General features: G+C 70.8%; 28 protein-coding genes. 20 read left to right on the top strand and 8 right to left on the bottom strand.

The features are described 5' to 3' along the window. The first annotated feature begins 41 nt into the window (after positions 1-41). Entirely contained in the window at positions 42-332 is a 291-nt protein-coding gene (locus VG296_RS00935) for a DUF1416 domain-containing protein (RefSeq protein ID WP_325561985.1), read from the top strand. A gap of 56 nt (positions 333-388) precedes the next feature. On the opposite strand, the gene VG296_RS00930 is transcribed toward VG296_RS00935, so the two are convergent. Then, positions 389-754, bottom strand: a complete 366-nt coding sequence (locus VG296_RS00930) for a DsrE family protein (protein ID WP_325561983.1) — start codon at positions 752-754, stop codon at positions 389-391. A 166-nt stretch (positions 755-920) separates the two neighbouring features. Here VG296_RS00930 and VG296_RS00925 point away from each other — a divergent pair, with 166 nt between their 5' ends. The 7 genes from VG296_RS00925 to VG296_RS00895 all read left to right on the top strand — a co-directional run bounded on the left by VG296_RS00925 (position 921) and on the right by VG296_RS00895 (position 5,331). Beyond that, positions 921-1,421 carry an FABP family protein gene (locus tag VG296_RS00925; protein ID WP_325561981.1) on the top strand — a complete coding sequence of 167 codons (501 nt, stop codon included), beginning with the start codon at positions 921-923 and terminating at the stop codon, positions 1,419-1,421. A 38-nt stretch (positions 1,422-1,459) separates the two neighbouring features. Further along, the gene (locus VG296_RS00920) at positions 1,460-1,954 is read left to right on the top strand and encodes a Fur family transcriptional regulator (RefSeq protein WP_325561979.1); all 495 of its coding nucleotides are present in this window, start codon (positions 1,460-1,462) and stop codon (positions 1,952-1,954) included. Positions 1,955-1,961: 7 nt separating this feature from the next. Further along, positions 1,962-2,948, top strand: coding sequence for a YgfZ/GcvT domain-containing protein (locus tag VG296_RS00915; RefSeq protein WP_325561977.1), 987 nt, complete (start codon positions 1,962-1,964; stop codon positions 2,946-2,948). 124 nt (positions 2,949-3,072) lie between these two features. Further along, positions 3,073-3,606 carry an aerial mycelium formation protein gene (locus VG296_RS00910; protein ID WP_325561975.1) on the top strand — a complete coding sequence of 178 codons (534 nt, stop codon included), beginning with the start codon at positions 3,073-3,075 and terminating at the stop codon, positions 3,604-3,606. A gap of 133 nt (positions 3,607-3,739) precedes the next feature. Further along, positions 3,740-4,153: a helix-turn-helix domain-containing protein gene (locus tag VG296_RS00905; protein WP_325561973.1), complete on the top strand. Its 414-nt coding sequence runs from the start codon at positions 3,740-3,742 to the stop codon at positions 4,151-4,153. Next, on the top strand, positions 4,146-4,856 hold the full coding sequence (locus VG296_RS00900) for a hypothetical protein (protein WP_325561971.1): 711 nt from the start codon (positions 4,146-4,148) through the stop codon (positions 4,854-4,856). Before VG296_RS00905 ends, VG296_RS00900 begins: the two co-directional genes overlap by 8 nt. 139 nt (positions 4,857-4,995) lie before the next feature. Beyond that, positions 4,996-5,331: a DUF2516 family protein gene (locus tag VG296_RS00895; protein ID WP_325561969.1), complete on the top strand. Its 336-nt coding sequence runs from the start codon at positions 4,996-4,998 to the stop codon at positions 5,329-5,331. Between the two features lie 374 nt (positions 5,332-5,705). Here VG296_RS00895 and VG296_RS00890 read toward each other — a convergent pair whose 3' ends face one another. Both VG296_RS00890 and VG296_RS00885 read right to left on the bottom strand, forming a co-directional pair. After that, on the bottom strand, positions 5,706-6,497 hold the full coding sequence (locus VG296_RS00890) for a class I SAM-dependent methyltransferase (protein ID WP_325561967.1): 792 nt from the start codon (positions 6,495-6,497) through the stop codon (positions 5,706-5,708). Positions 6,498-6,502: 5 nt separating this feature from the next. After that, complete coding sequence (locus VG296_RS00885) at positions 6,503-7,246, bottom strand: SDR family NAD(P)-dependent oxidoreductase (protein WP_325561965.1); 744 nt, start codon at positions 7,244-7,246, stop codon at positions 6,503-6,505. Positions 7,247-7,422: 176 nt separating this feature from the next. Here VG296_RS00885 and mshA point away from each other — a divergent pair, with 176 nt between their 5' ends. The 3 genes from mshA (at position 7,423) to VG296_RS00870 (ending at position 10,057) form a co-directional block, all read left to right on the top strand. Then, on the top strand, positions 7,423-8,673 hold the full coding sequence (gene mshA / locus VG296_RS00880) for a D-inositol-3-phosphate glycosyltransferase (protein ID WP_349259416.1): 1,251 nt from the start codon (positions 7,423-7,425) through the stop codon (positions 8,671-8,673). An 81-nt stretch (positions 8,674-8,754) separates the two neighbouring features. Beyond that, entirely contained in the window at positions 8,755-9,291 is a 537-nt protein-coding gene (locus VG296_RS00875) for a YbjN domain-containing protein (protein ID WP_325561960.1), read from the top strand. 10 nt (positions 9,292-9,301) lie between these two features. Then, positions 9,302-10,057, top strand: a complete 756-nt coding sequence (locus VG296_RS00870; RefSeq protein ID WP_325561958.1) for a phosphoglyceromutase — start codon at positions 9,302-9,304, stop codon at positions 10,055-10,057. A gap of 96 nt (positions 10,058-10,153) precedes the next feature. Here the strand turns inward: VG296_RS00870 and phoU are convergent, their stop codons facing one another. After that, positions 10,154-10,792, bottom strand: a complete 639-nt coding sequence (gene phoU / locus VG296_RS00865) for a phosphate signaling complex protein PhoU (protein WP_325561956.1) — start codon at positions 10,790-10,792, stop codon at positions 10,154-10,156. Between the two features lie 175 nt (positions 10,793-10,967). On the opposite strand from phoU, the gene VG296_RS00860 reads away from it, so the two are divergent. After that, positions 10,968-12,179: a sensor histidine kinase gene (locus VG296_RS00860; RefSeq protein WP_325561954.1), complete on the top strand. Its 1,212-nt coding sequence runs from the start codon at positions 10,968-10,970 to the stop codon at positions 12,177-12,179. Continuing rightward, entirely contained in the window at positions 12,176-12,859 is a 684-nt protein-coding gene (locus tag VG296_RS00855) for a response regulator transcription factor (RefSeq protein WP_325561952.1), read from the top strand. The genes VG296_RS00860 and VG296_RS00855 overlap by 4 nt, the downstream gene beginning before the upstream one ends. A 124-nt stretch (positions 12,860-12,983) precedes the next feature. Here the strand turns inward: VG296_RS00855 and VG296_RS00850 are convergent, their stop codons facing one another. Together VG296_RS00850 and VG296_RS00845 are read right to left on the bottom strand one after the other, a co-directional pair. Continuing rightward, entirely contained in the window at positions 12,984-13,760 is a 777-nt protein-coding gene (locus VG296_RS00850) for a hypothetical protein (RefSeq protein ID WP_325561951.1), read from the bottom strand. A gap of 201 nt (positions 13,761-13,961) precedes the next feature. Then, a complete protein-coding gene (locus VG296_RS00845; RefSeq protein ID WP_325561948.1) occupies positions 13,962-14,267 on the bottom strand; it encodes a hypothetical protein in 306 nt (101 codons plus the stop codon). A gap of 339 nt (positions 14,268-14,606) precedes the next feature. On the opposite strand from VG296_RS00845, the gene VG296_RS00840 reads away from it, so the two are divergent. Together VG296_RS00840 and ispD are read left to right on the top strand one after the other, a co-directional pair. After that, positions 14,607-15,113: a CarD family transcriptional regulator gene (locus VG296_RS00840; protein ID WP_325561946.1), complete on the top strand. Its 507-nt coding sequence runs from the start codon at positions 14,607-14,609 to the stop codon at positions 15,111-15,113. A gap of 39 nt (positions 15,114-15,152) precedes the next feature. Continuing rightward, positions 15,153-16,382, top strand: coding sequence for a 2-C-methyl-D-erythritol 4-phosphate cytidylyltransferase (ispD, locus tag VG296_RS00835; protein ID WP_325561942.1), 1,230 nt, complete (start codon positions 15,153-15,155; stop codon positions 16,380-16,382). A 25-nt stretch (positions 16,383-16,407) separates the two neighbouring features. Here the strand turns inward: ispD and VG296_RS00830 are convergent, their stop codons facing one another. Then, the gene (locus tag VG296_RS00830) at positions 16,408-18,033 is read right to left on the bottom strand and encodes an NAD(P)/FAD-dependent oxidoreductase (protein WP_325561940.1); all 1,626 of its coding nucleotides are present in this window, start codon (positions 18,031-18,033) and stop codon (positions 16,408-16,410) included. Positions 18,034-18,236: 203 nt separating this feature from the next. On the opposite strand from VG296_RS00830, the gene VG296_RS00825 reads away from it, so the two are divergent. The 5 genes from VG296_RS00825 to VG296_RS00805 are packed head-to-tail and all read left to right on the top strand — an operon-like array spanning position 18,237 to position 23,275. After that, a complete protein-coding gene (locus tag VG296_RS00825; protein ID WP_325561938.1) occupies positions 18,237-19,316 on the top strand; it encodes an ABC transporter substrate-binding protein in 1,080 nt (359 codons plus the stop codon). Between the two features lie 12 nt (positions 19,317-19,328). Then, positions 19,329-21,083, top strand: coding sequence for an ABC transporter permease (locus tag VG296_RS00820; protein WP_325561936.1), 1,755 nt, complete (start codon positions 19,329-19,331; stop codon positions 21,081-21,083). Further along, positions 21,080-22,291, top strand: a complete 1,212-nt coding sequence (locus tag VG296_RS00815; RefSeq protein ID WP_325561934.1) for an ABC transporter ATP-binding protein — start codon at positions 21,080-21,082, stop codon at positions 22,289-22,291. Before VG296_RS00820 ends, VG296_RS00815 begins: the two co-directional genes overlap by 4 nt. Next, positions 22,288-23,064, top strand: coding sequence for a hypothetical protein (locus VG296_RS00810; RefSeq protein WP_325561932.1), 777 nt, complete (start codon positions 22,288-22,290; stop codon positions 23,062-23,064). Before VG296_RS00815 ends, VG296_RS00810 begins: the two co-directional genes overlap by 4 nt. 1 nt (position 23,065) lies before the next feature. Further along, on the top strand, positions 23,066-23,275 hold the full coding sequence (locus VG296_RS00805; protein WP_325561930.1) for a hypothetical protein: 210 nt from the start codon (positions 23,066-23,068) through the stop codon (positions 23,273-23,275). 88 nt (positions 23,276-23,363) lie between these two features. Here VG296_RS00805 and VG296_RS00800 read toward each other — a convergent pair whose 3' ends face one another. After that, positions 23,364-23,954 carry a Chromate resistance protein ChrB gene (locus tag VG296_RS00800; RefSeq protein WP_325561928.1) on the bottom strand — a complete coding sequence of 197 codons (591 nt, stop codon included), beginning with the start codon at positions 23,952-23,954 and terminating at the stop codon, positions 23,364-23,366. Between the last annotated feature and the right edge of the window lie 193 nt (positions 23,955-24,147).

Genomic DNA, 24,147 nt, shown 5'->3' with positions numbered 1-24,147 from the left:
TGCGGCGCCAATCACCGGAACAGCAGAAAGCGAGTACTGATATGTGCGGCGCCACCACCGGCGGCCTGTCCCGAGAGGGGATCGACGTGTCCAAGGAAACCGTGATCGAGGGGACCATCAGCAAGGACGGCGTGCCCGTCACCGGCTATGTCCGCCTGCTCAACGCGGACGGCGAGTTCACCGCGGAGGTTCCGACCTCCGCGACGGGCGCGTTCCGCTTCTTCGCGGCCCCCGGCAGCTGGACGCTGCGCGCCCTGGTGCCCGGCGGCAGCGCCGACCGCGCCGTGGTCGCCACCCAGGGCCAGGTGCACGAGGTCGCGATCGCGGTCTGATAGCTCGCTGTAGCGGCTTCGAGGGCTCCGACACGCGTCGGAGCCCTCGTCGCGTCTCAGTAGACGAGCGCCTGCGTCCCGTCCTCCAGGATCTCCGCCGCGAAGACCTGCGCCCCCGCGATCCGTACACCGGGCCGCAGCATCTCCTCGGTGATCTCCCGGCGTGCCGCGCACTGCGTGCACAGCGTGACGGTGCCGTTCGCCAGGATCGCCGCCAGCAGATCGGCCAGCGGCGCGGAGTGCGGCAGGCTGAACTCCTCGGCGCGGCCCGGCAGCGCGAACCACGAGGACTCGCCCGTCAGCCAGAGCGATACCCGCGCTCCGGAGGACGCGGCGACCGCCGCCACCGTGAAGGCCTGGGCGGTGCGCTCCGCCGCCTCGGCGCCGGACGTGAGCTTGATAACGAGGTTTCTGACCGTCATGGGTATCGAGCGTAATTTAGACTGGTCGCGCAACCTGCCCAGCCCTTGACGCTCAGGAGCGCAACGTCATGGAGAACCTGTTCACCGCCTTGCTCGTGGTGATGTTCATCGCCGTCGTCTGGTTCGCCGGCTACGTGGTGCTCAAGCTGTTCAAGGGCCAGAGCTGATGCCGATCGAGATCCCCGCCGATCTCGATCCCGCACTGCTGCCGCTGTCCTTCCTGATCGGCGAGTGGGCCGGCGTCGGCCTCGGCCAGTACCCGACGATCGAGGACTTCCGCTTCGGCCAGGAGGTCGTCGTCGGCTACACGCCGGGCAAGCCCTACCTGGACTACGAGTCGCGCTCCTGGCTGATCGACGAGGCCGGCGAGAAGGTGCGGCCGCTGGCCCGCGAGCACGGCTACTGGCGCCCGCAGCCGGACAAGCAGGTCGAACTCCTTCTCGCGCACCCGACCGGCATCGTCGAGATCTGGCTCGGCGAGGTGGACAACGGCAAGATCGAGCTGCGCACCGACGCCGTGGCCCGCACCGCCTCCTCGAAGGAGTACTCCGCCGGCCACCGGCTCTACGGTCTGGTGAAGGGCGACCTGTACTGGACCTTCGACATGGCCGCCATGGGCGAGGGCATCCAGAACCACCTCGCGGCCCAGCTCAAGCGTGTGAAATAACGATAAATGTGGGAGCGCGCACGGCGTAGAGTTGTCGTGTGTCGTCCAGCAGCGGTGCACCCATCGATCTGACCGAGGAGCTGCGGGCCAAGGGCTACCGGCTCACTCCCGCCCGCCAGCTCGTGCTCGGTGCCGTGCTCGCGCTCGAACACGCCACGCCGGACGCCATCTGCGCCGAGGTGCAGCGCACCGCGAGCTCGGTCAACCTCTCCACGGTCTACCGCACGCTCGAGCTGCTCGAGGAGCTCGATCTCGTCTCGCACACCCACCTCGGCCACGGCGCGCCGATCTACCACGCCGCGCACGAGCGGGACCACCTGCACCTCGTCTGCGGCGCCTGCGGCAAGATCACCGAGGCCGCCGCGAGCTGCGCCGACGCACTGGTCGAGGGGCTGCGCGAAAAGTTCGGCTTCGAGACGGACGTCGCCCACTTCGCCCTCTTCGGCCGCTGCGCCGACTGCGCGGCCTCCGGAGCGACCGTCAACACGGCCCGGCACGGATCCGGGAACAACTCGGCCAATGCCGCGAGTTGATCCGAGTATGCGATCGCCTCTGCTCGACCTGCCCGGAGCCGTACCGGCCGAAGCCCCCGACGCGGGCGTGGCCGCGCACTACGGCAATCCGCACGTGGAACAGCGTGAGCTGGTGGCCGGCCGCGGCTTCGTCGACCTCTCCCACCGCGGCGTACTCCGGATCGGCGGCAAGGACCGGCTCTCGCTGCTGCACACCCTGACGACCCAGCACCTGAGCGAGCTGGCGCCGAACGTCTCGGCGGAAACCCTCCTGCTCGACCCCAACGGCCGCATCGAATACGCCCTCTACCTCGTGGACGACGGCGAGTTCACCTGGGCGCACGTCGAGCCGGGCGCCGCCGAGCCGTTCGCCGCGTTCCTCACCAAGATGCGCTTCATGCTCGAAGTCGAACCCGCCGACGTGACCGACGCCTACGCGATCGTCTACGAGGCCGCGCCGAGCGACGTCACGGACGTGCTCGCCCGCAACCTCCCCGACGGCTCCCGCGAGATCTTCCTCCCCCGCGAACGCCTCGCCGAGTACGCCCGCGCACACCGGCACCCGGCCGGCAGCTGGGCCGCCGAGGCGCTGCGGATCGCCGCCCACAGTCCCCGCGTCGGTCTCGAGACCGACCAGCGCACCATCCCGCACGAGCTCGGCTTGATCGAGCAGGCCGTGCATCTCAACAAGGGCTGCTACCGCGGCCAGGAGACCGTGGCCCGGGTGGAGAACCTCGGCCACCCGCCGCGCCGCCTGGTGATGCTGCACCTCGACGGCACCGAGGAGCACCTGCCGCCGCACGGATCCCCGGTGCTGCAGGACGGCCGGGAGGTGGGCGCCGTGACCAGCTCGGCCCGGCACTACGAGCTCGGCCCGATCGCGCTCGCCCTGGTCAAGCGCAACGTGCCGGTGGACGCGGTGCTCGAGGCGGACGGCGTTCCGGCCAGCCAGGAGATCGTCGTCGCGCCGGACACCGGCGGCAGCGCGCGCGAGCGGCTGCGCCGTCCGGTCTGAATTCGATACCGAATTGACCGCCTTTGCGGTGAGGGGCGTGCAATTTTCCTCGCACGCTCAGCTAATCGGGTGACAGTCGTCTGTCACGCATCCGTACGCGCGGGCACCGTGGCACTATGCAGCCATGACGGACGTGACGCGGCGCGCCGAGCGGCGCCTCGACCGAGTGCTCGCCGCCGACGTGGATCTCAGCGGACTGAGCACCGCGCAGCTGCGCGAGCGGCGCGGCGAGGCGATCGCCGAGGAGGCCGACCTGTCGTACCTGCGGCGGCTGCTGCACGGCCGGATCGACATAATCACGGCGGAGCTCAAGGGCCGGGCCGGGGGCGACGCGAGCCCGCTGATCGGCCGCCTCATCGAGATCCTCGCCGACCAGCCCGCCCCCCGGCAGGCCTCGGCCCGGCACCTGCCGATCGAGAGCCTCTCCATCGGCGAGTACCGCCTCGAGACGGAGGCCGCCCTCGCCGAGATAGACGTCCCCGACCTGGACTCCTGCCCGACCACCCGGCTCACCGAGGTGGCCGACCGCCTCACCCGGCACGAGCAGGAGATCTCCGCCCTGCGCCGCGCCGTACAGCACGTGGTCGACGCCTACGCCGCCGAACTGGCCCGCCGCTACCGCGAGGGCGAGGCGTGCGTGGACGAGCTACTCGCCTGACCGTTGCCGCTGCCGCGTAGCGGGCCGGCACCCCGCGCGGATACGGCCATTCGGGGGAAGCCGGTCGCGACACGCGGCCGGGTGCTTGCTAGCTCCGCTTGCTTTTGCAAGCACCTCGACCTACTCTGAACGTGTGACAGACCTCCACCTCGGCCCCGTGCGGCTGGCCCAGCTCGGCGCGTACATCCGCGAGCAGCGGCAGAACGCGCAGTACTCGCTGCGCCAGCTGGCCTCGGTGTCCGGGGTGTCCAACCCCTACCTCAGCCAGATCGAGCGCGGGCTGCGCAAGCCCAGCGCCGATGTGCTGCAACAGCTCGCCAAGGCCCTGCAGATCTCCGCGGAGACGCTGTACGTGCGGGCCGGGCTGCTCGACGGGGAGCAGGGCGCAGCCGATGCGCCGAGCGAAGCCAGCGAAGAGCCCGCGGGTCGGGCGGAGCGGACTGAAGTTCTGGCCGCCATCGCCGCCGACCCGCAGTTGACCCCACGTCAGAAAAGCGCCCTGCGGGAGATCTACCTCTCCCTGCGCGGGCAGGAAGGCAGTGACTGAGATGTCCGGCATCACCGACGAGATCCGCAAGACCCTCAGCGACCCGAAGCCGTTCTACGCGCTGGCCGGCGCGGGCGACCTCGCCGCCGAGAAGCTCAAGGACGCGCCCGAGCGGCTGCGCGAGACCCCGACCCTGATCGCCGAGGCCAGTGCCACGCTGACCACGATCGCCAACAAGATCGCCGCCGAGGCGCCGGAGCGGATCGCCAAGGCCACCGCGACCGTGCAGGGCGTGGCGACCAAGGGCCTGCGCCCGGACACCCAGGCGCTGCGCGGCGCCGCCCAGACCGTGGCGCTGCAGCAGGTCGGCCGGCTGCTCGAGGCCGCGGGCAAGGCGGTGGAGACGTACGACGAGCTCGCCGAGCGCGGCAAGGTCGCCGTCGGCCGCTACACCGGCGGTGCCGACGGAGTCCCCGGCGAGACCGCGGACGCCGAGCAGGGCCCGGTGACGGTCGTCGTCGAGCAGGTCCTGGAGGACGACGAGATCACCGAGGCTCCGGCGGAGACCGCCGAGGAGGCCGCCCAGGTCTTCGCGGAGGCCGCCGAGGCGGAAGAGGCCACGGAGGCCGCCGAGTCCGCGGCGAAGACGCAGTCCGCGCGCAAGGCCGCGCCGTCCAAGCCGGCCGCGAAGAAGGCGACCCCGCGCAAGCGCAGCAGCACCGCGCCGACCGCGCCGAAGACCCCGCGCCCGCCCAAGGCGTAGGACCCCGAGCGCGGGAAAACGTAAGAAAACCCCGTGGCATCCCGCGTTCGAGGTAGCGTGGGATGCCTGCGGGGTATCCGCTCCTCGCGAGTATCCGCCGCGACCGAATCGAAGGGACGGGCTCATGCTGGGCAGCGGCTTGATCACTAACACTTTCTTCAGCGTGCTGAACCTGCTCCTGCTCGCGCTGTTCTGCTTCAAGGTCTTCGTCTTCGTGGACGCGGCGATCCGCCCGGCCCGCGCGTACGTGGCCGCCGGGAAGCTGACCAAGGTCGCCTGGCTGCTGATCCTCGGCATCGCGGCCTTCTACGACTTCAAGTGGGGTTCGTTCTTCTCGTTCCTCACGATCATCGGCGCGGCCGCGGCCATCATCTACGCCGTCGACGTGCGTCCCGCGCTGCGTCAGATTTCCGGGCGCGGCACGAAGCGTGGCCTGCGCGATCGCCAGCACGACGGCCCGTACGGACCCTGGTAGATTCGATCTGCCTGCTGACCTGTGCGGACATTGATCGTCCAGGTTTAAAGCAAACTCTCAAAGTAGCTTCACGACCGGCTAAGTCTCGGGCTGCATAGTCTGAATCACCCCCCAAGGTCGGGGCGGACCGGTTTACCGGAAAGCCCCGCTACTCCGAGGGTGCCCGACCCTCGGAGGGTGCTTCTCAGCACCAACCCCTGCGGCCTCGGCTGAGCTACCCCCCGCGAGCTCCCCGAGGCCGCAGCGGTGCTGTGTTTTCAGCTTTCGCAGGCCCGCTGGCGCGATTGGCCGCGGCGGGTGGGGGTGGAGTTCCGAGGCTGTACGTCGGTCGGCATTCGTAGGTGGGGGCTCAAGTTTCGAGATGCCGCTGCCGACTAGCCCCGGGGCGCTAGTGCGTCCCAATCCACTGTCAGTTCGCCTAGTCGCCAACGGGATTCGCGGTCTAGGACCGGCCAGTCGGTGGTGAGCATGCGGGCCGCGGCGATCCAGCGTTGGCGGGCTCCGAAGGCGCCGTGGGGGGCGCAGGCCGCCCAGGCGCGGTCCCAGTCGAGCAGCAACGCGTGCACGTTCTCGCCCGGCACGTTGCGGTGGATCAGCGCCTTCGGCAGCCGCTGCGCGAAGATCGCAGGGCTCTCCAATGCCGCGAGCCTGGCGGCGAAGCTGAGCGTGCGCGGGCCCCGCGTGTCCAGCGTGGCCCAGACCGCGATGCGGCCGTTCTCCGAGCAGGTGCCCTCCAGCAGCAGCCCCTCGGGCGCCAAGCCCGCGCACAGCCGGGTCCAGACCTCGGCGACCGCACCCTCGTCGTACTGTCGCAGCACGTTGAACGCGCGGAGCAAGACCGGCGGCTTCGGGACCGGCAGCTCGAAGCCGCCGAGCCGGAACTCCAGCTTCGGGGCCCGCTGATACGGCCCGGCCGCGGCGACGCGCTCGGGGTCGATCTCCAGTCCGAGCACGCGCAGATCCGGCCGGACCGTCCACAGCCGCTCGGCCCACTCGACCGTCGTCACCGGGTACGCGCCGTAGCCCAGGTCCACGGCCAGGGCGTCGGCGGGCGCCGCCCACAGCAGCCGGTGCTGCGTGCCGAGCAGCCAGCGGTCGACCCGGCGCAGCCGGTTCGGCGCGGTCGTGCCGCGGGTGACCGTGCCGACCGGCCGGGTCCTGGCCATGATCCTTACTTCCGCGGCTCGCGGTGCACCTTGTACGACGCGGCCTGCGCGATCGGACGCACGACCAGCAGGTCCACGTCCACGTGCGGCGGCCGGGTCACGGCGAAGGCCACGCAGTCCGCGATGTCCTCGGCGACCAGCGGCTCGGCGACGCCCTCGTACACGGCGTCGGCCCGCGACGCGTCGCCCAGCCGGTTCAGCGAGAACTCCTCGGTCCGCACCATGCCGGGCGCGATCTCGGTCACCCGCACCGGCCGGCCGTTCAGCTCGAGGCGCAGCGTGTCGCTCAGCGCGTGCTGGGCGTGCTTGGCGGCCGTGTAGCCGGAGCCGCCCTCGTACACGCCGTGGCCCGCGACGGAAGTGATGTTGACCACGTGGCCGCGGCCGAACTTCAGCATCGCGGGCAGCAGCGCCTGGACCATCCGCACCGAGCCGAGGACGTTCACCTCGTACATCCAGCGCCAGTCCTCGATCTCGGTCTCCGTCGCCGGGGCCAGGCCGCGCGCGCCGCCCGCGTTGTTCACCAGGACCGCGCACTCGGGCACCTCGGCGGCGAGCGCGGCCACCGAGGCGTCGTCGGTAACGTCGAGTTCAAAGGGCCGTACCCCGGCCTCGGACGCGAGCTGCTCGAGCCGGTCGAGCCGGCGGGCCGCCGCGATCACGTCGAAGCCCTCCGCCGCCAGTCGGCGCGCCGTGGCCGCCCCGATGCCGCTGCTCGCTCCGGTTACCACCGCTACAGGTTGGGTCATGCCGCCATTCTCCCAAACCGGTGGGCTCCTTCGGGCGCGAGCCCCCCGCGCGCTCCCGTGCGCGGGACCGGGTGCAACGTGCGCTAGGGAATACTGGATCGGGCGGCGGAGGTTCAACGGTTGCCCGAAGTGTGAAGTCAGAGGAGTGAGTGATCGTGAATCCGCGGCGGATAGCCATGCTCTCCGTGCACACGTCCCCACTCGAGCTGCCGGGGACGGGCGACGCCGGCGGGATGAACGTCTACATCGTCGAGCTGTCCAAGCAGCTCGCGGCGCTGGGCACCGAGGTCGAGATCTTCACCCGGGCCACCGGCGGCGACCTTCCGCCGCAGGTCGAGCTGGCGCCGGGGGTGCTGGTGCAGCACGTGACGGCCGGACCGTACGAAGGCCTTTCCAAGGAGGATCTGCCGGGCCAGCTATGCGCCTTCACCTCGGGCGTGCTGCGCACCGAGGCGTTCCACGACCCCGGCTACTACGACCTGATCCACTCGCACTACTGGCTGTCCGGCCAGGTCGGCTGGCTGGCGAAGGAGCGCTGGGGCGTGCCGCTGGTGCACTCCATGCACACGCTCGCCAAGGTGAAGAACAACGCGCTGGCCGACGGCGACACCCCGGAACCGGCCGCGCGGCTGATCGGCGAGGACCAGGTCGTGCGTGCCGCCGATCGGCTGATCGCGAACACCGCGCAGGAGGCCGAACAACTCGTCCGGCTCTACGACGCATCGGCCGATCGGGTGACGGTCGTACACCCAGGCGTCAGCCTGGACCGCTTCGCACCCGGCAATCGGGCCGCGGCCCGGGCGACGCTGGGCCTTCCGGCCGAGGCGCCGCTGCTGCTGTTCGCCGGGCGGATCCAGCCGCTCAAGGCTCCGGACGTGCTGCTGCACACGGCGGCCGAACTGCTGCGCCGCGACCCGGTGCGGTACGCGGACCTGGTGGTGGCGATCGTCGGCGGCCCGAGCGGCAGCGGCAAGGCCACCCCGCACCACCTCACCCGGCTGGCCAAGCGCCTCGGCATCGCCGGGCACGTGCGCTTCGTGCCGCCGGTGGACCAGGACCGGCTCGCGGACTACTTCCGGGCGGCGGACGTGGTCGTGGTGCCCTCGTACAACGAGTCCTTCGGCCTGGTCGCGATCGAGGCGCAGGCCTGCGGCACCCCGGTGGTCGCCGCCGCGGTGGGCGGCCTCGGCACGGCCGTGCGGCACGGCGAGTCCGGCCTGCTGGTCGCCGGCCACGACCCGGCCGACTACGCGGAGGCCTGCGCGCGGTTGCTGGACAATCCCGCCGCACGGGCCCGTATGGGTGAAGCGGCGCGGCGGCACGCGGCCCAGTTCGGCTGGGGAGAGACCGCTCGGCGCGCCCTCGACGTCTACGGCGAGGCGCAGGCGCTCACGCGTGCCGACGCCGACGCGGTGCGCGCCGCGTAAGCTCGAAACCGTGAGCGAGCTTGCGAGCGAACCATCGAATACAGTGCGAATGCGCCCGTCGAGCGCCAGCGAGGTGGTCGCATGACCGAGAACGCGCAGGCTCTTCGAGCGACCGCCGCCGCGGAGATCGAGAAGGCGCTGGCCGAGGCCGAAGCCGACTTCGAGCGCCCCGCCGACGGCCACTACGTCGTCGCGCTGCCCGGCACCCGCAAGCTCTCCACCGCATGCTCGCTGCTGCTCGGCGACCACACGCTGTCGGTCAACGCGTTCGTCGTGCGCTCCGCCGACGAGAACCACGAGGGCGTCTTCCGCTGGCTGCTCGAACGCAACGCCAAGCTGGCCGGGATCGCCTTCGCCATCGACCACCTCGGCGACGTCTATCTCGTCGGCCGACTGCCACTCGCCGCCGTCACCGCCGTCGAGGTCGACCGGCTGCTCGGCACCGTGCTCGAGGCCGCGGACAGCAGCTTCAACACCCTGCTCGAACTCGGCTTCGCCAGCTCCATCCGGCGCGAATGGGAGTGGCGGCTCAAGCGCGGCGAACCGACGTTCAACCTCGCCGCCTTCGAGCGTCTACGACCCGAGACACCCGGCGACTCCGATAACGCGCTCGGCTAGTCTCTGGGTCATGGCTGACAACTATCGCCTCGTGCTGCTGCGCCACGGCGAGAGCGCGTGGAACGCGAAGAACCTGTTCACCGGCTGGGTGGACGTGGACCTCACCGCCCAGGGCGAGGAGGAGGCGATCCGCGGCGGGAAACTGCTGGCGGAGCGCGGCCTGCTGCCCGACGTGCTGCACACCTCGGTGCTGCGCCGGGCCATCCGCACGTCTCAGCTCGCGCTGAACGAGATCGACCGGCACTGGATCCCGACGCACCGCTCGTGGCGGCTGAACGAGCGCCACTACGGTGCGCTGCAGGGCAAGGACAAGGCGCAGACGCTGGCGGAGTTCGGCGAGGAGCAGTTCATGCTCTGGCGTCGTTCGTACGACGTGCCGCCGCCCCCGCTGGCCGAGGACGACGAGTACTCGCAGTTCCACGACCCGCGCTACGCCGTGCTGCCCATCGAGCTGCGGCCGCGCACCGAATGCCTGGCCGACGTCGTCGACCGGATGCTGCCCTACTGGTACGACGCGCTGGTGCCGGACCTGCGGGCCGACCGCACCGTACTGGTCGCCGCACACGGCAACTCGCTGCGCGCGCTGGTCAAGCACCTGGACGGGATCTCCGACGAGGCCATCGCGGGCCTCAACATCCCGACCGGCATCCCGCTCTACTACGAGCTGGACGCCGACCTGCGCCCGCTCGTCGCGGGCGGCGAGTACCTCGACCCGGCCGCCGCGGCCGAGGCCATCGAGGCGGTCAAGAATCAGGGCAAGAAGTAGAACCGAACAGCTTGGCGAAAATGCCCCGCCGGGCGGTCCCGGCGGGGCATTTCGTACTCCGGAGAGCTGAGAACGCCAGAGAGCGTTGAGCGAGAATCAGTTCTCGCCGGTCACCAGGAATACCAGGCGGCGGGCGACGGAGACGGCGTGGTCGGCGTAGCGCTCGTAGTAGCGTCCGATCAGTGTCACGTCGATGGCGGTCTCCACCGGGTAGCCGATGTCCTCCTGCAGCAGCGCGGAGAACAGCTGGCGGTGCAGCTGGTCCACCGCGTCGTCCTCCTCGTCCAGGTTGCGCGCGGCCTCGACGTCCAGGCCCTCGATGATCTGGCCGGTCTTGGTGGCCAGCTCCACGCCGAGGCGGCCCATCTCCCGGATGGACTCGTGCAGCTCGGCCGGGACGGCCGACTCCGGGTAGCGCAGCCGGGCCACCTTGGCGATGTGCCTGGCCAGGTCGCCCATCCGCTCCAGGTCGGCGCTCATCCGCAGCGAGGTGACGATCGTGCGCAGGTCGCCGGCCACCGGCTGCTGCCGGGCAAGCAGGTCGAGGGCGCGGCCGTCGAGCGACTCGCGCAGCGCGTCCACCTGCTCGTCGCCCGAGATGACCTTCTCGGCGGTCTGCAGGTCGGCGTTCAAAAGGGCATCGGTGGCCTGGTCCAGCGCGGACGCGACCAAACCTGTCATCTCGATCAGGGTCGCGCCGATCGAATCGAGCTCTTCGTGGTACAGGTCGCGCATCGTGCACTCCCGCTCGTCGTGGTTTGGACTCTCGGATACGGTACGGGGTCGACCAATCGGCGGCCACGGCGGATGGTGAATCAAACGCGACCCATACGTGAATTCTCGGCAACGTTAGAAGTTGCTCGTACACCAAGCCTTCGAAACGCCGGGTTCGCCCGCTTACTCTGATCGTGTGCCAATATTCGTCGCGTCCGCCTTGCACGTCGCGGCCGTATCCGCCTCCGCGCTCATCGCGCTGGGAGTGGGCGCCGCGGGCGGGCTGGCATTCCGCTGGAGCGAGCGGGACCGCGCCAAGGCGGAGCCGCCGCCTGAGCCGCTGGTCCCCTCCGGGGTCGCGGCGGTGCTCCAGGTGCTGCGCTCCTCCGCCGTGCTGCTCGACCCGAGCGACGCGGTGGTCAAGGCCTCGCCCGCGGCGCACGCCATGGGCCTGGTCCGCGGCCAGCGGCTGGTTCCCGAGGAGCTGACCGGGATCGCCCGGCAGGTCCGCAGGGACGGGGAGATCCGCCAGGTCGAGCTGGAGCTGCCGCGCGGCCCGCTCGGGCAGGACACGCTCGCCGTCTCCGTCCGGGTCGCGCCGCTCGGCGCCCAGCTGGTGCTGGTGCTGGTCGAGGACCGGACCGAGGCCCGCCGGGTGGACGCGGTGCGCCGCGACTTCGTCGCCAACGTCAGCCACGAGCTCAAGACCCCGGTCGGCGCGCTCTCGCTGCTGGCCGAGGCCGTGCTCAGCGCCAGCGACGACCCGGACGCGGTGCGCCGCTTCGCCAGCCGGATGCAGAAGGAGGCGCACCGGCTGACCAACCTGGTCCAGGACCTGATCGACCTGTCCCGGGTGCAGGGCGACGACCCGCTGGCCAAGGCCGTCCCGGTGGAGCTCGTCGAGGTCGTCGCGGCCGCCCGGGAACGGGTGGTCGAGGTGGCCGAGGCGCGCTCGATCGAGATCGTCGCGGCGGGCGCGGACGGAGTGCGCGTGCTCGGCGACCTCGGCCAGCTCACCACGGCCGTGGGCAACCTGGTCGAGAACGCCGTGAACTACTCGCCCGATCGGACCAAGGTGGTCGTCTCGGTCCGGGTCGAGGGCGAGCTCGCCGAGGTCTCGATCACCGATCAGGGCGTCGGCATCCCGGACCAGGACCTGAACCGGATCTTCGAGCGCTTCTACCGGGTGGACCCGGCGCGCTCGCGGATCACCGGGGGCACCGGGCTCGGGCTCGCGATCGTCAAGCACATCGCCGCCACCCATGGCGGGGATGTGTCGGTGTGGAGCGTCGAGGGTGCCGGCTCCACCTTCACCCTGCGGTTGCCGGTGGCCGTGCAGGCCCCGTCGACCGAGCTACATCCAACCCCCACACAACAGACAATCACGACAGGGAGTCGAACGACGTGACGAGGGTGCTGGTAGTTGAAGATGAGGAGTCGTTCAGCGACCCGCTCTCCTACATGCTGCGCAATGAGGGCTTCGAGGTCGCCGTGGCCGCCACCGGACCGGAGGCCCTGGACGAGTTCGACCGGCACGGCGCCGACCTGGTGCTGCTCGACCTGATGCTGCCCGGGCTGCCCGGTACCGAGGTCTGCCGCCAGCTGCGCACCCGGTCCAGCGTTCCGGTGATCATGCTGACCGCCAAGGACTCGGAGATAGACAAGGTCGTCGGCCTCGAACTGGGCGCGGACGACTACGTCACCAAGCCCTTCTCCTCGCGCGAGCTGGTCGCCCGGATCCGCGCGGTGCTGCGCCGGCACGGCGGGCAGACCGAGGAGCTCGAGGACGCGGCGCTCGAGGCCGGCCCGGTCCGGATGGACGTGGAGCGGCACACGGTGAGCGTCGCCGGCAACGGCGTGCAGCTTCCGCTCAAGGAGTTCGAGCTGCTGGAGATGCTGCTGCGCAACGCGGGCCGGGTGCTGACCCGGATGCAGCTGATCGACCGGGTGTGGGGCGCCGACTACGTCGGCGACACCAAGACCCTGGACGTGCACGTGAAGCGGCTGCGCGCCAAGATCGAGCCGGACCCGGCGCTGCCGCGCTACCTGGTCACCGTTCGCGGCCTCGGTTACAAGTTCGAGCCCTGATCGGCCCGGCAGTAGAACTGAACGGCCCCCGCGGCGCCACTCGGATGGCGTAGCAGGGGCCGTCGTCGTTCGTCGTTCGTCGGACGTGGTGCCCGCGACCGCTTTCCGGTCCGGTGCCCGAGGGTTACCTGGTCGAGCTGGCCGACGCGCTCGCGGTGGCGGTCGCCGTCGCGGTGCCGGTCGCCTTCGCAGTGCCCGTAGCCGTGCCGGTCGCGGTGCCAGAGGCGGTCCCGGTCGCCTTCGCGGTGCCCGTGGCCGTTCCCGACGGGGTGGCCGTGCCGGTGCCCGTCGCGGTGGCGGTCGGGGTTCCGTTGGCGCCGTTCGGGTTGTAGCTCGCCCACAGGCCGCTGTTCGGCTGCACGATCGCGGTCACCGTGGCGGTCTGGCCGTTCGAGAAGGTGTAGACGACCTGGGTGTTCGAACCCACCGTCAGGTCCGCGTTGGCCAGCTCGAGCTCGGGCTGGCCGGGCTGGCCGAACTGCACGGAACGCAGGCCGGGGATGGTCACCGAGCCCGAACTCGCCTGCACGCCGGGGGCCAGCTGCGCGGTGTCGGTCGGCGGCACGATCGTGGCCGTGGCGCCCGCGATCGCCACCGAGGTCAGCTCGACGGAGTTGGCCGCCGTCGGGTCGGTGTTCGCGACCTGGCCGATCACCTCGGCGCTGCCGGTGCTCGCGTCCGCGACGACCCACACGTTGCTGATCCACGTGGTGCCGACCTTGGCCTGACCGCTGTCCGGCTGGATCTGGAAGACCTCGGCGCCGTTGCCGTTCGCGCAGGCCGAGAGCAGGGGCAGCGCGACCAGCACCGCGGCGCCGGCTAGCACGGCGCGGCCTCGGCGGGAACCCAGCGGGATGCGGCGGCCGGTCCGCCCGGTGGACGTCGTGGGGTTGCTGCTCACGGTGGGTCAGGCTCCTCGCGGTGGCTGTGGTCGCTACTCAGGATTCATTTAGCCACAGCGTACTGACCGCGATTGACGGCGACTCACCGGGATACCGGTTTAGTCCCCGCGGAAGGCGCGAGGGCAGCGTCAGCCGCCCTCCGTCGCCCGCTTGATGCCTGTTCCTGCTCTTCGACTCGACCGCTCCGGCTACGGCTTCGACTACCGCACGGCACCGAGCGCGCCGACCAGCGAGGCCGCCAACAGCGCCCCGGCGAGCAGCGCGGCGATCACGCCGCGCGGGGAGCCGAGTCTGCGCAGTGCGCGCCCGATGCGGGAACGCCGTCGCGCCCAGCGCCGCTCGCGCTGATAGCGCCGGCGGTCCGAGACCAGCTCGCGCGGGTCGGCCGGGGCCCGCAGTTGCGGCTCGGTGATCGCGGTGCCGTCCGGCCAATGCGCCACGATCGCCGCTTCGGGATCCTCGTGTGCCGCATCCCACGAGGAGGAGAACTCGCTGCTCGAATCCACTGATCCATCACCCCACCTGCGAGAGGGCTGCCAGTCCACGCTGCGCTGGTACGAGTCATTGTGCGCCCGCAAGTCGCGCTTGCCCAGAGTTGTTGCCGCTCCCGTTGCGGTGAAACCCGCCGGGGCACCCGCCATTCTCACCCGAATCCCGGTCTGACGGGTGGTTGAAAGCAAGATTCTTGGGCAGTCTGTGGCCCCCGCCACGCCGCGCTGACCAGGGGCGAGTACGGCCGTGGATCGCTTGTCAAGTGGGCATCACCTATCTGACCTGGGCAAACGCCCTTCAGAATCGGGCCGAACCGTGTTATCCTGGTTACCCACGGAAGGGGTACGCATCACATGACGTTCAAGGTTGGCGAAACCGTCGTCTATCCCCACCACGGGGCCGCTCTCATCGAGGCGATCGAAACCAGGATCGTCAAGGGAGAGGAAAGGCCCTATCTCCGGCTGAAGGTCGCCCAGGGCGATCTCACCCTCATGGTTCCCACGGACAAGGTCGAGTATGTCGGCGTCCGGGACGTCGTGGACCAGAACGGGCTCGACCGGGTGTTCGAGGTGCTGCGCGCCGAGTACACCGAGGAGCCGACCAACTGGTCCAGGCGCTACAAGGCCAACCTGGAGAAGCTCGCGTCCGGCGACGTGATCAAGGTAGCCGAAGTGGTGCGCGACCTGTGGCGCCGCGACCGCGAGCGCGGGCTGTCCGCCGGCGAGAAGCGGATGCTCGGCAAGGCCCGGCAGATCCTGGTGAGCGAGCTGGCACTGGCCGAGTGCACCAACGAGGACAAGGCCGAGTCCATCCTGGACGAGGTGCTGGCCTCCCAGGTCGGCCCCGCCACCAAGGCCTGAGACCCCTTCTGTTCGCGCATTGACGATCCTGCCACGAAGGTGACCGAGTCCACTCCCGCGCGCACCGCCGCGCTCGTTCCGGCGGCCGGGCGCGGCGAGCGGCTCGGCCCCGGCGCTCCCAAGGCGCTGCGCGCGATCGGCGGCGAGCCGATCCTGCTGCACGCGGTGCGCGGACTGCTCGCGTCCGGCGAGGTCGACCTCGTCGTCGTCGCGGCACCGCCCACCGAGGAGGGCGTGGCCGAGGTCGCGCGGATCCTCACCGGGCTCGACCCGGTCACGGTCGTCCCCGGCGGCGCCACTCGCCAGCAGTCCGTGGCACTGGCCCTGGCCGCCGTGCCCGAGCAGGGCTACGACGTCATCCTGGTGCACGACGCGGCCCGCGCGCTCACCCCGCCCGCCACCATCGCGGCCGTCGTCGCGGCGGTGCGTTCCGGACTGCCGGCCGTCATCCCGGTGCTCCCGGTGGCCGACACCATCAAGTCAGCGGTGCCGAGCGAGGACCCCGCCGGGTTCCCGACCGTGGGCGACACGGTCGACCGCAGCGGCCTGCGCGCCGTGCAGACCCCGCAGGGCTTCCGCCGCGACCTGCTGACCCGGGCGCACGCCGCCGCCGGCCACGACGCGACGGACGACGCGGGTCTGGTCGAGAGCCTCGGCGAACCGGTGGGCATGATCCCGGGCCACGTGGAGGCGTTCAAGGTCACCACCCCCTTCGACCTCGTGCTCGCCGAGGCCGTGCTGGAGCGTCGTGAGGAGCAGTCGCGGATGAACCCCGTCCTCCCCTTGGTCGGCATCGGCGTCGACGTGCACGCGTTCGCCACCGAGCAGGATCTGGACCTCGAGCCGCGCCCGCTGCGCCTGGCCGGCCTCGACTGGCCCGGCCAGAGCGGACTGCTGGGCCACTCCGACGCCGACGTGGTCTGCCACGCCGCCTGCAACGCGCTGTTCTCCGCGGCCGGACTCGGCGATCTGGGTTCGAACTTCGGCACCTCGGAGCCCGAGTGGAAGGGCGCCGCGGGCACCGTCCTGCTCGCCGAGGCGGCCCGTCGCGTCCGCGCGGCGGGATTCGTCATCGGCAATGTGGCGGTCCAGGTCATCGGGGTCCGCCCGAAGATCGGCCCGCGCCGCGCCGAGGCGGAGGCCGTCCTCGCCGCCGCGGTCGGCGCTCCCGTCCGGCTGAGCGCGGCCACCACCGACGGCCTCGGCTTCACCGGCCGCGCCGAAGGCCTCACCGGCATCGCCACCGCCGTCGTCTTCCCCGCGGGCTGACCGGCAGGGAGGCACCGCCCCGCGCCTAGCGCATCAGCTCCCTGCCGCGGGTGCGCTGGATCTGGGCCACGATGCTGAGGGCCGCCGCGCGCCCCGGAATGCCGCTGACGGCGCCGCCGCGGAGCGCTCCGGAGCCGCAGAGGACGACGTTCGGGATCTGCGTCTCGACGCCCCAGGTGCCGGCGACGCCGCCGGTGGTGGCCCAGGGCCAGGACAGGTCGCCGTGGAAGATGTGGCCGCCGGGCATCGCCAGCTTGGCTTCGATGTCGAGCGGGCTGAGCGCCTCGATGCACGGATTGCCCTCGGCATCGATCGTCAGGCACTCCTCGATCGGCTCCTCGAGGTATCTGTTGAGGCCGGCCAGCGCCAGTTTCACCGCGCGGTCCTTCGCGCCCTCCTCCTTGAACAGGCGCGCCGGCGTGTGCAGGCCGAACAGCGTGATCGTGTGGATGCCGCCGCGGGCGGCCTTGGGGCTGAGGATCGTACGGTCCGTCAGCGTGTGGCAGTACGCCTCGAAGGGCAGCGGATCGGGCAGCCGGCCTGACTCCGACTCCTGATACGCGGCGGCCAGCCGGGTCGCGGACTCGTCGACGTGGAGGGTGCCCGCGAACGCCGTCTCCGCGGGGATTCCGCTGCGCAGCCTCGGCAGCCGGTCGACGACGAGGTTCACCTTCAGCTGGTTGCCCTCGGGCGGCGGCGGGCCGTCGTCGCGGCCGAGCAGGTGCGTGAGGATCGGGGGCGCGACGTTCGCCGCCACGTACTTCGCGTCGATGCGGTGCTCGCCGTCGGCGGTCCGGTACAGCACGCTGGCGCGGCGGCCGTCCGACTCGACCAGCGTGACCGTCGCGCCGGTTCTGATCACCGCGCCCGCCTTGACCGCGGCGCGCTCCAGCGAGTCGGTCACCGCGCCCATGCCGCCGATCGGCACCCGCCATTCGCCCGACGCGCTGGCCATCACGTGGTACAGGAAGCAGCGGTTCTGAATGAGCGTCGGATCGTAGGCCCAGGTCTGCGTGCCGATCAGCGCGTCGGTGAGCACGATGCCGCGCACGTCGTCGTCCTCGAAGGTGCGGTCGACGATCGTGCCGAGCGGCTCCTCCATGAACTCGTGCCAGAACGTCGAGCCGCAGGCCTCGCGCACCGCCTTCATCACGACGCCCTTGCCGGGCATCGGCTCCAGCATCGTCGGCGCGATGACCCTGGCCGCCTTGCCGATCTGCTCGTAGAAGCGCTGCCAGGCCCGCCAGTCGCGGTCCGAGCCGGTGACCCGGCGGAAGGAGTCCACGGTCGCCGGACCCGGCCGGCGCTCCACGAGCAGCCCGTCGGCCCGGCCGCCGCGCAGCACCGGGGTGTACGAGGCGACCGGCCGCGAGCGCAGTTCGAGGTCGAGTTCGAGGTCGCGCACCACCGCGTACGGCATGAGCGCCACCAGGTACGAGAATGCGGAGAGCCGCGCCTCGATGCCGGGGAACATCTGCTCGCTCACCGCGGCCCCGCCGACGTGGTCGAGCCGCTCGAGCAGCGTCACCCGGAGCCCGAATCTGGCCAGATACGCGGCGGTGACCAGCCCGTTGTGCCCGGCGCCGAGGACGACCACATCGGTCGCGTCCGGCACTTGCTGCTGGTACCGCTCGTCCGCGGCATCCGCCATGTGCACTCCCGTCCGAGGTCTTATGACAAGTTATATGCCCCATTCCCCTGCGGGTAGCCGTTGATCGTGCCCGGCGTGGCTTCCCCGGTCGCTGCCGCCTGTTCACCGAAACGACACCCGCGGCTTGCCCGGATTCCAGCTCTGTCATTCAGCATCTCTAACAGTCGTTACATCTCGCCTATGACTAAAAGCTGGAGATCTTGATGAACTCGTGGAACCGACGGCCGGCTTTCGGGGCCGCCCTGGCCGGTGCCCTCGCTCTGGGCACCCTGGCCGGCTGTTCAAGCTCCTCGAACAGCTCGGACTCGGCGTCAGGCAACAGCGGTGACGTCTCCTTGGTCGTGTACTCCGCGCAGGGCTACGACTCGGCGGTGACCAAGGCCTTCACCAAGGCCACCGGCATCCCGGTCTCGCTCGACGACGACAGTACGGGCCCGCTGCTGGCCAAGGTCGGCGCCGAGCGCAACAACCCGCAGTGGGGCCTGCTCTGGGTGGACGGCGACACCGCCTTCGCCACCCTGGACAAGCAGGGCCAGCTGCTCGACTACAACCCGGGCGTCCCGCTGACCACCGCGGGGCGGAAGCTCGTCCCCACGGACCACTCCTACTCCCCGGTCAGCACCACGGCGGTCCCGGCGCTGGTCTACAACGCCGCCAAGGTCACCGCGGTGCCGTCGACCTGGCAGGACCTGCTCGGCGCGCAGTACAAGAACAAGGTCGGGATGAACGACCCGTCCCAGTCCGGACCCACCTTCCCGCTGATCGCGGGTCTGATGAACGAGCTCGGCGGCGAGTCCGGCGGCGTGTCCGCGGGCGAGAAGTACCTCACCGAGCTCAAGGCGAACGGCCTGCAGGTGCACCCGACCAACGGCGACACGCTGCACGCGCTGGAGACCGGTCAGATCGACTACGGCCTGATCCAGTCCTCGGCCGCCGCGGGCGAGATCGCCACCGCGAAGAAGAGCGCGAACTTCGACCCGAAGGTCGTCTACCTCGGCACCACCACGCTGCTGCCCGCCAACATCGGCATCGACAAGGGCGCCTCGGCCAAGGTGCAGCAGGAGGCGGAGAAGTTCATCCAGTACGTGCTGTCCCCCGCCGGCCAGAAGGTGATGCAGACCGGCGACCCGACGGGCGACTCGCTGTTCTGGCCGATCGTGCCGGGCATCGACCCGGTCGCCGCGATCGGCGCCATGCCGACCACCTACCAGCGGATCGACCCGTACTACTGGGGTCCGCTGGAGAACGAGGTCAACACGTTCTTCGACTCGAACATCAAGTAGGCGCGAACCCGGATGGCTGTGACCACGCTTGTCGCACCGACCTCCGCGCGGGCTCGCGCGGCGGTCGGCTGGGCGCGCAAGGCGCCGTTCGCACTGTTCTGGCTGCTGGTGGCGGCGATCCTGCTGCTGCCGATCCTGCTGTTCCTGCTGGTCGCCTTCAGCCCGAGGCTGTTCGACCAGGGGCCGCGGTGGTTCAGCCTGAGCGGCTTTCAGGGCGCGTTCCAGGGGCCGATGCTGCGGGGCATCCTGGACACGCTGCTGGTCGGCGTGGTCACCGCGCTGGCCTCGGCGGCGGTCGGCTTCGCGGTGGCCTGGGTGGTCCACCGCACCCGCGTGCCCGGGCGACGGCTGTGGTCGGGCAGCATGTTCGCGCTGCTGCTTGTGCCCTCGTACCTGATCGCGCTGGGCTGGGAGCGGCTGCTCGAGCCCTCCGGCGTGCTCGATCTGCTGCACGTGCCGGACAGCTTCGCGCGCAGCCTGCTGTTCGGCCCCGTCGGCGTGATCGGCGTGCTCACGGTCAAGGGGATTCCCTTCGCCTACCTGGCGATCTCGGCCGGGCTGCGCGGCCTCGGCGAGGAGTTCGAGGCGGCGGTCCGGGTGCACGGCGGCGGCCGGCCGGCCGCGACCAGGACCGTGCTGGCGCTGCTGGCCCCGGCGATCTGGTCCTCGCTGGCCATCGTCTTCGCCGAGTCGATCAGCGACTTCGGCGTCGCGTCGACCCTGGCCAACGACGCGCACTTCCCGATCGCCACCTTCGAGCTCTACGACGCCGTGTACAACTTCCCGGTGCAGTTCCCGATCGCCGCGGCGGTCGGCTGGATCCTGCTGGCGATGGCCGTGCTCGCGCTGGTGGCCCAGAACGCCGCGCTGCGCGGCCGCAGCTACCGGGTTCTTGGCGGACGCACCAGGCCCGCGCGTCGCCGCGAGCTGTCCCTGCGCGCCACGATCGGCGTATTCGTAGGACTGCTGGTGCTGTTCCTCCTCAGTTTGGGCGTACCGACGTTCGGTGCGATCTCGGCCTCGCTGATGACGGGTCTGGGCACCCTGGAAGGCGGGGCGTCCTTCAGCTTCGCCAACTACGGCAGGGCCCTGACGTCGCCCTCGCTCTATCAGCCGCTGCTCTACTCGGCGCTGCTGGCCACGATCACCGCGACGGTCACCGTGCTGCTCGGCCTGGTCGTCGCGCGGCTGCTCACCACGCGCCGCGGCCGCGTCTCGGCGCGGACGCTGGACCTGCTGCTGATCACGGCCGTCGCGTTGCCCGGCATCGTCTTCGCGGCGGGCTACATCTTCACGTACAACCTGCCGTTGATCAACAACCTCGGCATCCACCTCTACGAGACCACGACGCTGCTCGTGCTCGGCTACATCGCCACGGCGCTGCCGCCCGCCTCGCGCGTGCTGTTCGGCAGCGTCGGCCAGGTGCAGGAGTCGCTGCGCGAGGCGGCCCGCGTGCACGGCTCGAACGCGCCGGCCTCCTGGCTGCGCGTCATGCTGCCGCTGCTCGCCCGGCCGCTGCTGGCCGCCTGGTCGCTCACCTTCGGCGCCACGCTGCTGGAACTACCGGTCTCCCAACTGCTGTATCCGCCGAACGACCCGACCGTTTCGGTGGGCATCGAGAACGCGCTCTCGAAGTACGACTACGCCGGCGGCACGGCGATGGAAGTGGTCGCCGTGCTCGCCGCGCTGACCGTGATCGGCCTGGTGTGGGGCATCTTCCAGCTGGCCGCCCCGGCCGGTTGGCGACGACTGGGAAGGACGTCATGAACAGTCTCGATGATCGGGGCGGCCACCGCGTATCGCTGGTCGGCGCGGGAAAGCGGTACGGCGCCGTGCGCGCGCTGGCCGGGGTGGACCTGGAGGTCGAGGCGGGCCGGTTCCTGGTGCTGCTCGGCCCCTCCGGCTCCGGCAAGACCACGCTGGTGCGCGCGCTCGCCGGGATCGAACGCCTGGACGAGGGCGAACTGCGCATCGGCGACCGGCTGGTCAGCGGTCCGCGCACGCACGTGCCGCCGGAGCAGCGCGACCTGGCGATGGTCTTCCAGGACTACGCCCTCTGGCCGCACCTGACCGCGTTCGGGAACGTCGGATACGCGCTGCGGCGACGGAAACTGGCGGCGGATCAGGCGAAGGCCCGGTCGCTGGAGGCGCTGGAACGCGTCGGCCTGGTCGGTCTGGCCGAGCGCTATCCGCACGAGCTGTCGGGCGGCCAGCAGCAGCGCGTCGCGTTGGCCCGCGCGATCGTGGCCCAGCCGGGACTGCTGCTGTTCGACGAGCCGCTCTCGAACCTGGACACGGACCTGCGCGAGCGGCTGCGCGTCGAGATCGCCACGCTGACCCGGCAGTGCGGCGCGACGGCGGTATATATCACGCACGACCAGGCCGAGGCTTTCGCACTCGCGGACGTGATCGGCGTGTTGGACCAAGGACAGCTGGTTCAGCTCGCGGACCCCGAGACGCTGTACCTCAAGCCGGCCACCCCGTTCGTCGCCCGCTTCACCGGCCTGAGCGGCGAGCTCAGCGGAATCGTCGTCGGCCCCGATCAGGAGGACTTCTTCGTGATCGAGGTCGGGCAGTGGCGGGTACGGGCCCGATCGGCGTCCACGCTGAAGGCCGGCGACGCCGTGCGCGTGCTGATCCGCCCTGCGGCCACCGCGCTCGTGGACTCCGAGGCCGATTCCGCCGTCGAGACATCCGTCGGGTCATCCGTCGGCACCGTATCCGGCACCGTCATCGACGTCGCCTACCGCGGCCGCGGCTACGACCACGTGATCGCCTGCGGGGACCGTCACCTGGCATCCGTCTTCTCGGCCCGGCCGTGGGCCCGGGGCACGCAGGTAAAACTTTCGCTCGATCCCACAGGTTGCCTCGCCTTCCCGCTTAACGACTCCGCCGAGATCAGTTACGATGGAGAAGTAACGGCTGTTATGGCGGGGTCAGAGCCCGCCGCGACCAACCGAGGAGTCACCGAATGAACGGCACGTCAGGCGCGCTGTTCGCCGCCGTGTTTCTGGCTTGCGCGGTGGAGGCCGTCGAGGCGGTGACCATCGTGCTCGCCGCCGGAACCGCCCGGGACTGGAAGTCCGCGGGCTACGGCGTGGGCGCCGGCCTGGTCACGCTCGCCGTGATCACCGCCGCGCTCGGCCCCGCCGTCACCGCGATCCCGCTCGGCGCGCTGCGCCTGGTGGTGGGCGGCGTACTGCTGATCTTCGGACTGCAGTGGCTGCGCAAGGCGGTGCTGCGGGCCAGCGGCCACAAGGGCCTGCACGACGAGGACGCGATCTTCGCCCGCGAGCTGGCGGCGGCGAAGGCGGCCGAATCGACCAGCAGGTTCTCCGTACCCGACTGGTACTCGTTCACCCTGTCCTTCAAGGGCGTGGTGCTCGAGGGGCTCGAGGTCGTCTTCATCGTGCTGACCTTCGGCGCCAACGCGCACGACGTGCCGATCGCCGCCCTCGCCGCGCTCGTGGCCGTGGTCCTCGTGGTGCTGCTCGGCCTCGCGATCAGGGCGCCGCTGGCGAAGGTCCCGGAGAACACGATGAAGTTCGTGGTCGGCGTGATGCTCACCAGCTTCGGCATCTTCTGGGGCGCGGAGGGCGCCGACGCCCACTGGCCGGGCAGCGATGCCGCGCTGCTGGTCATCGTCCCCTGCGTCGCCGTCTACGCGCTGGCGCTGGTCGCGGTGATGCGCCGCGGCGCCACGAAGCCGGCCGCGTCCTCGCCCGAGCTCGTCAGTGAAGGAGCCTGAGATGGACACCGTGGCCAAGCGCCTGAAGGACTTCGGCGCCTTCTGGTACGACTTCGTGGTCGGCGACGACTGGCGGGTGGCGGTCGTCGTGCTGCTCGCGCTGCTGGCGACCTTCGGCCTGTCGAAGACCTCCGTCGCGGCCTGGTGGCTGATGCCCGCGGCCGTCGCCGTGATCCTTCCGGTCAGCCTCTGGCGGGCCAGGAAGCGTTGACCCGACTGGTGGGGTGAATCGACGGGGGCGCTGACCTGAAGTCAGCGCCCCCGTCGTCCGCTCCATCGCCGTCGGCTCCCCGGCCGGCTCAGTGCCCCTCCGCCTCCTCGGCGTACACCCGGGCCGCGTAGTCCTCGAGAGCCTGCTCACAGGACGCGAGCGCCTCCAGCGTGGCGGCCCTCTTCGGCGCCCCGAAAACGTCCCGCTCGGTGATCTTCGCCAGCCAGTTGCGCAGCTTGACGAGATCCTCCTCGTTCTCCTCGAGCTCGGCGTACGAGTAGTGCCCGGCGTCGTACTCCTTCTGCAGCTGCCCGTGGAAGTCCTGGCACTTGTCGACGATCTCGTCGTACTCGTCGTCCCGCGCGGCCTGGAACACGGCCAGGATGTCCTGCTGCCCGGCGAGCGCCTGACTGGCCAGCAGCTGCGCCGTGCCCCCCATGTCCAGGATCTCCCGCCGCAGCTTGCGCAGCGCCCGCTCCGACGCCGAGCCCGCAGGCAGCGCCGCCACCGAGTTCTGCAGGTAGACCGCCCCGAGCCCCTTCAGCCGCCGCCACACCGTCGCCCGCAGCCGCGTCGGCTCGGAGGGGATGCGGTAGATCAGCACCAGCCACGAAGTCCCGTCGGGATTCGCGAAGGCGATGGGCGCGGCCGCGGCCTGCCCGGGCGTTTCGTCGGTCACACACACCAGTCTGCCGCATCCGGGGACGATGAGGGGGCCGCGGGTTTCAGCCCCGCGGCCCCCTTCACCCACCGTTTACTGGTAGTACCCGAACACGTCGAGGATGAGCTCGCTCGAGCCCGCGCTCTCGTTGTAGATCTTCACCCCGGTGCCCTCGGTGGACATCGTCGTCGCGTTGGCGACCGTGGAGCCC

The sequence above is a fragment of the Actinospica sp. genome (assembly GCF_035552695.1).
Lineage (GTDB): Bacteria > Actinomycetota > Actinomycetes > Streptomycetales > Catenulisporaceae > Actinospica.
Note: the sequence above shows the minus strand (reverse complement) of the source record. Positions and strands in the feature narration are given on the sequence as shown.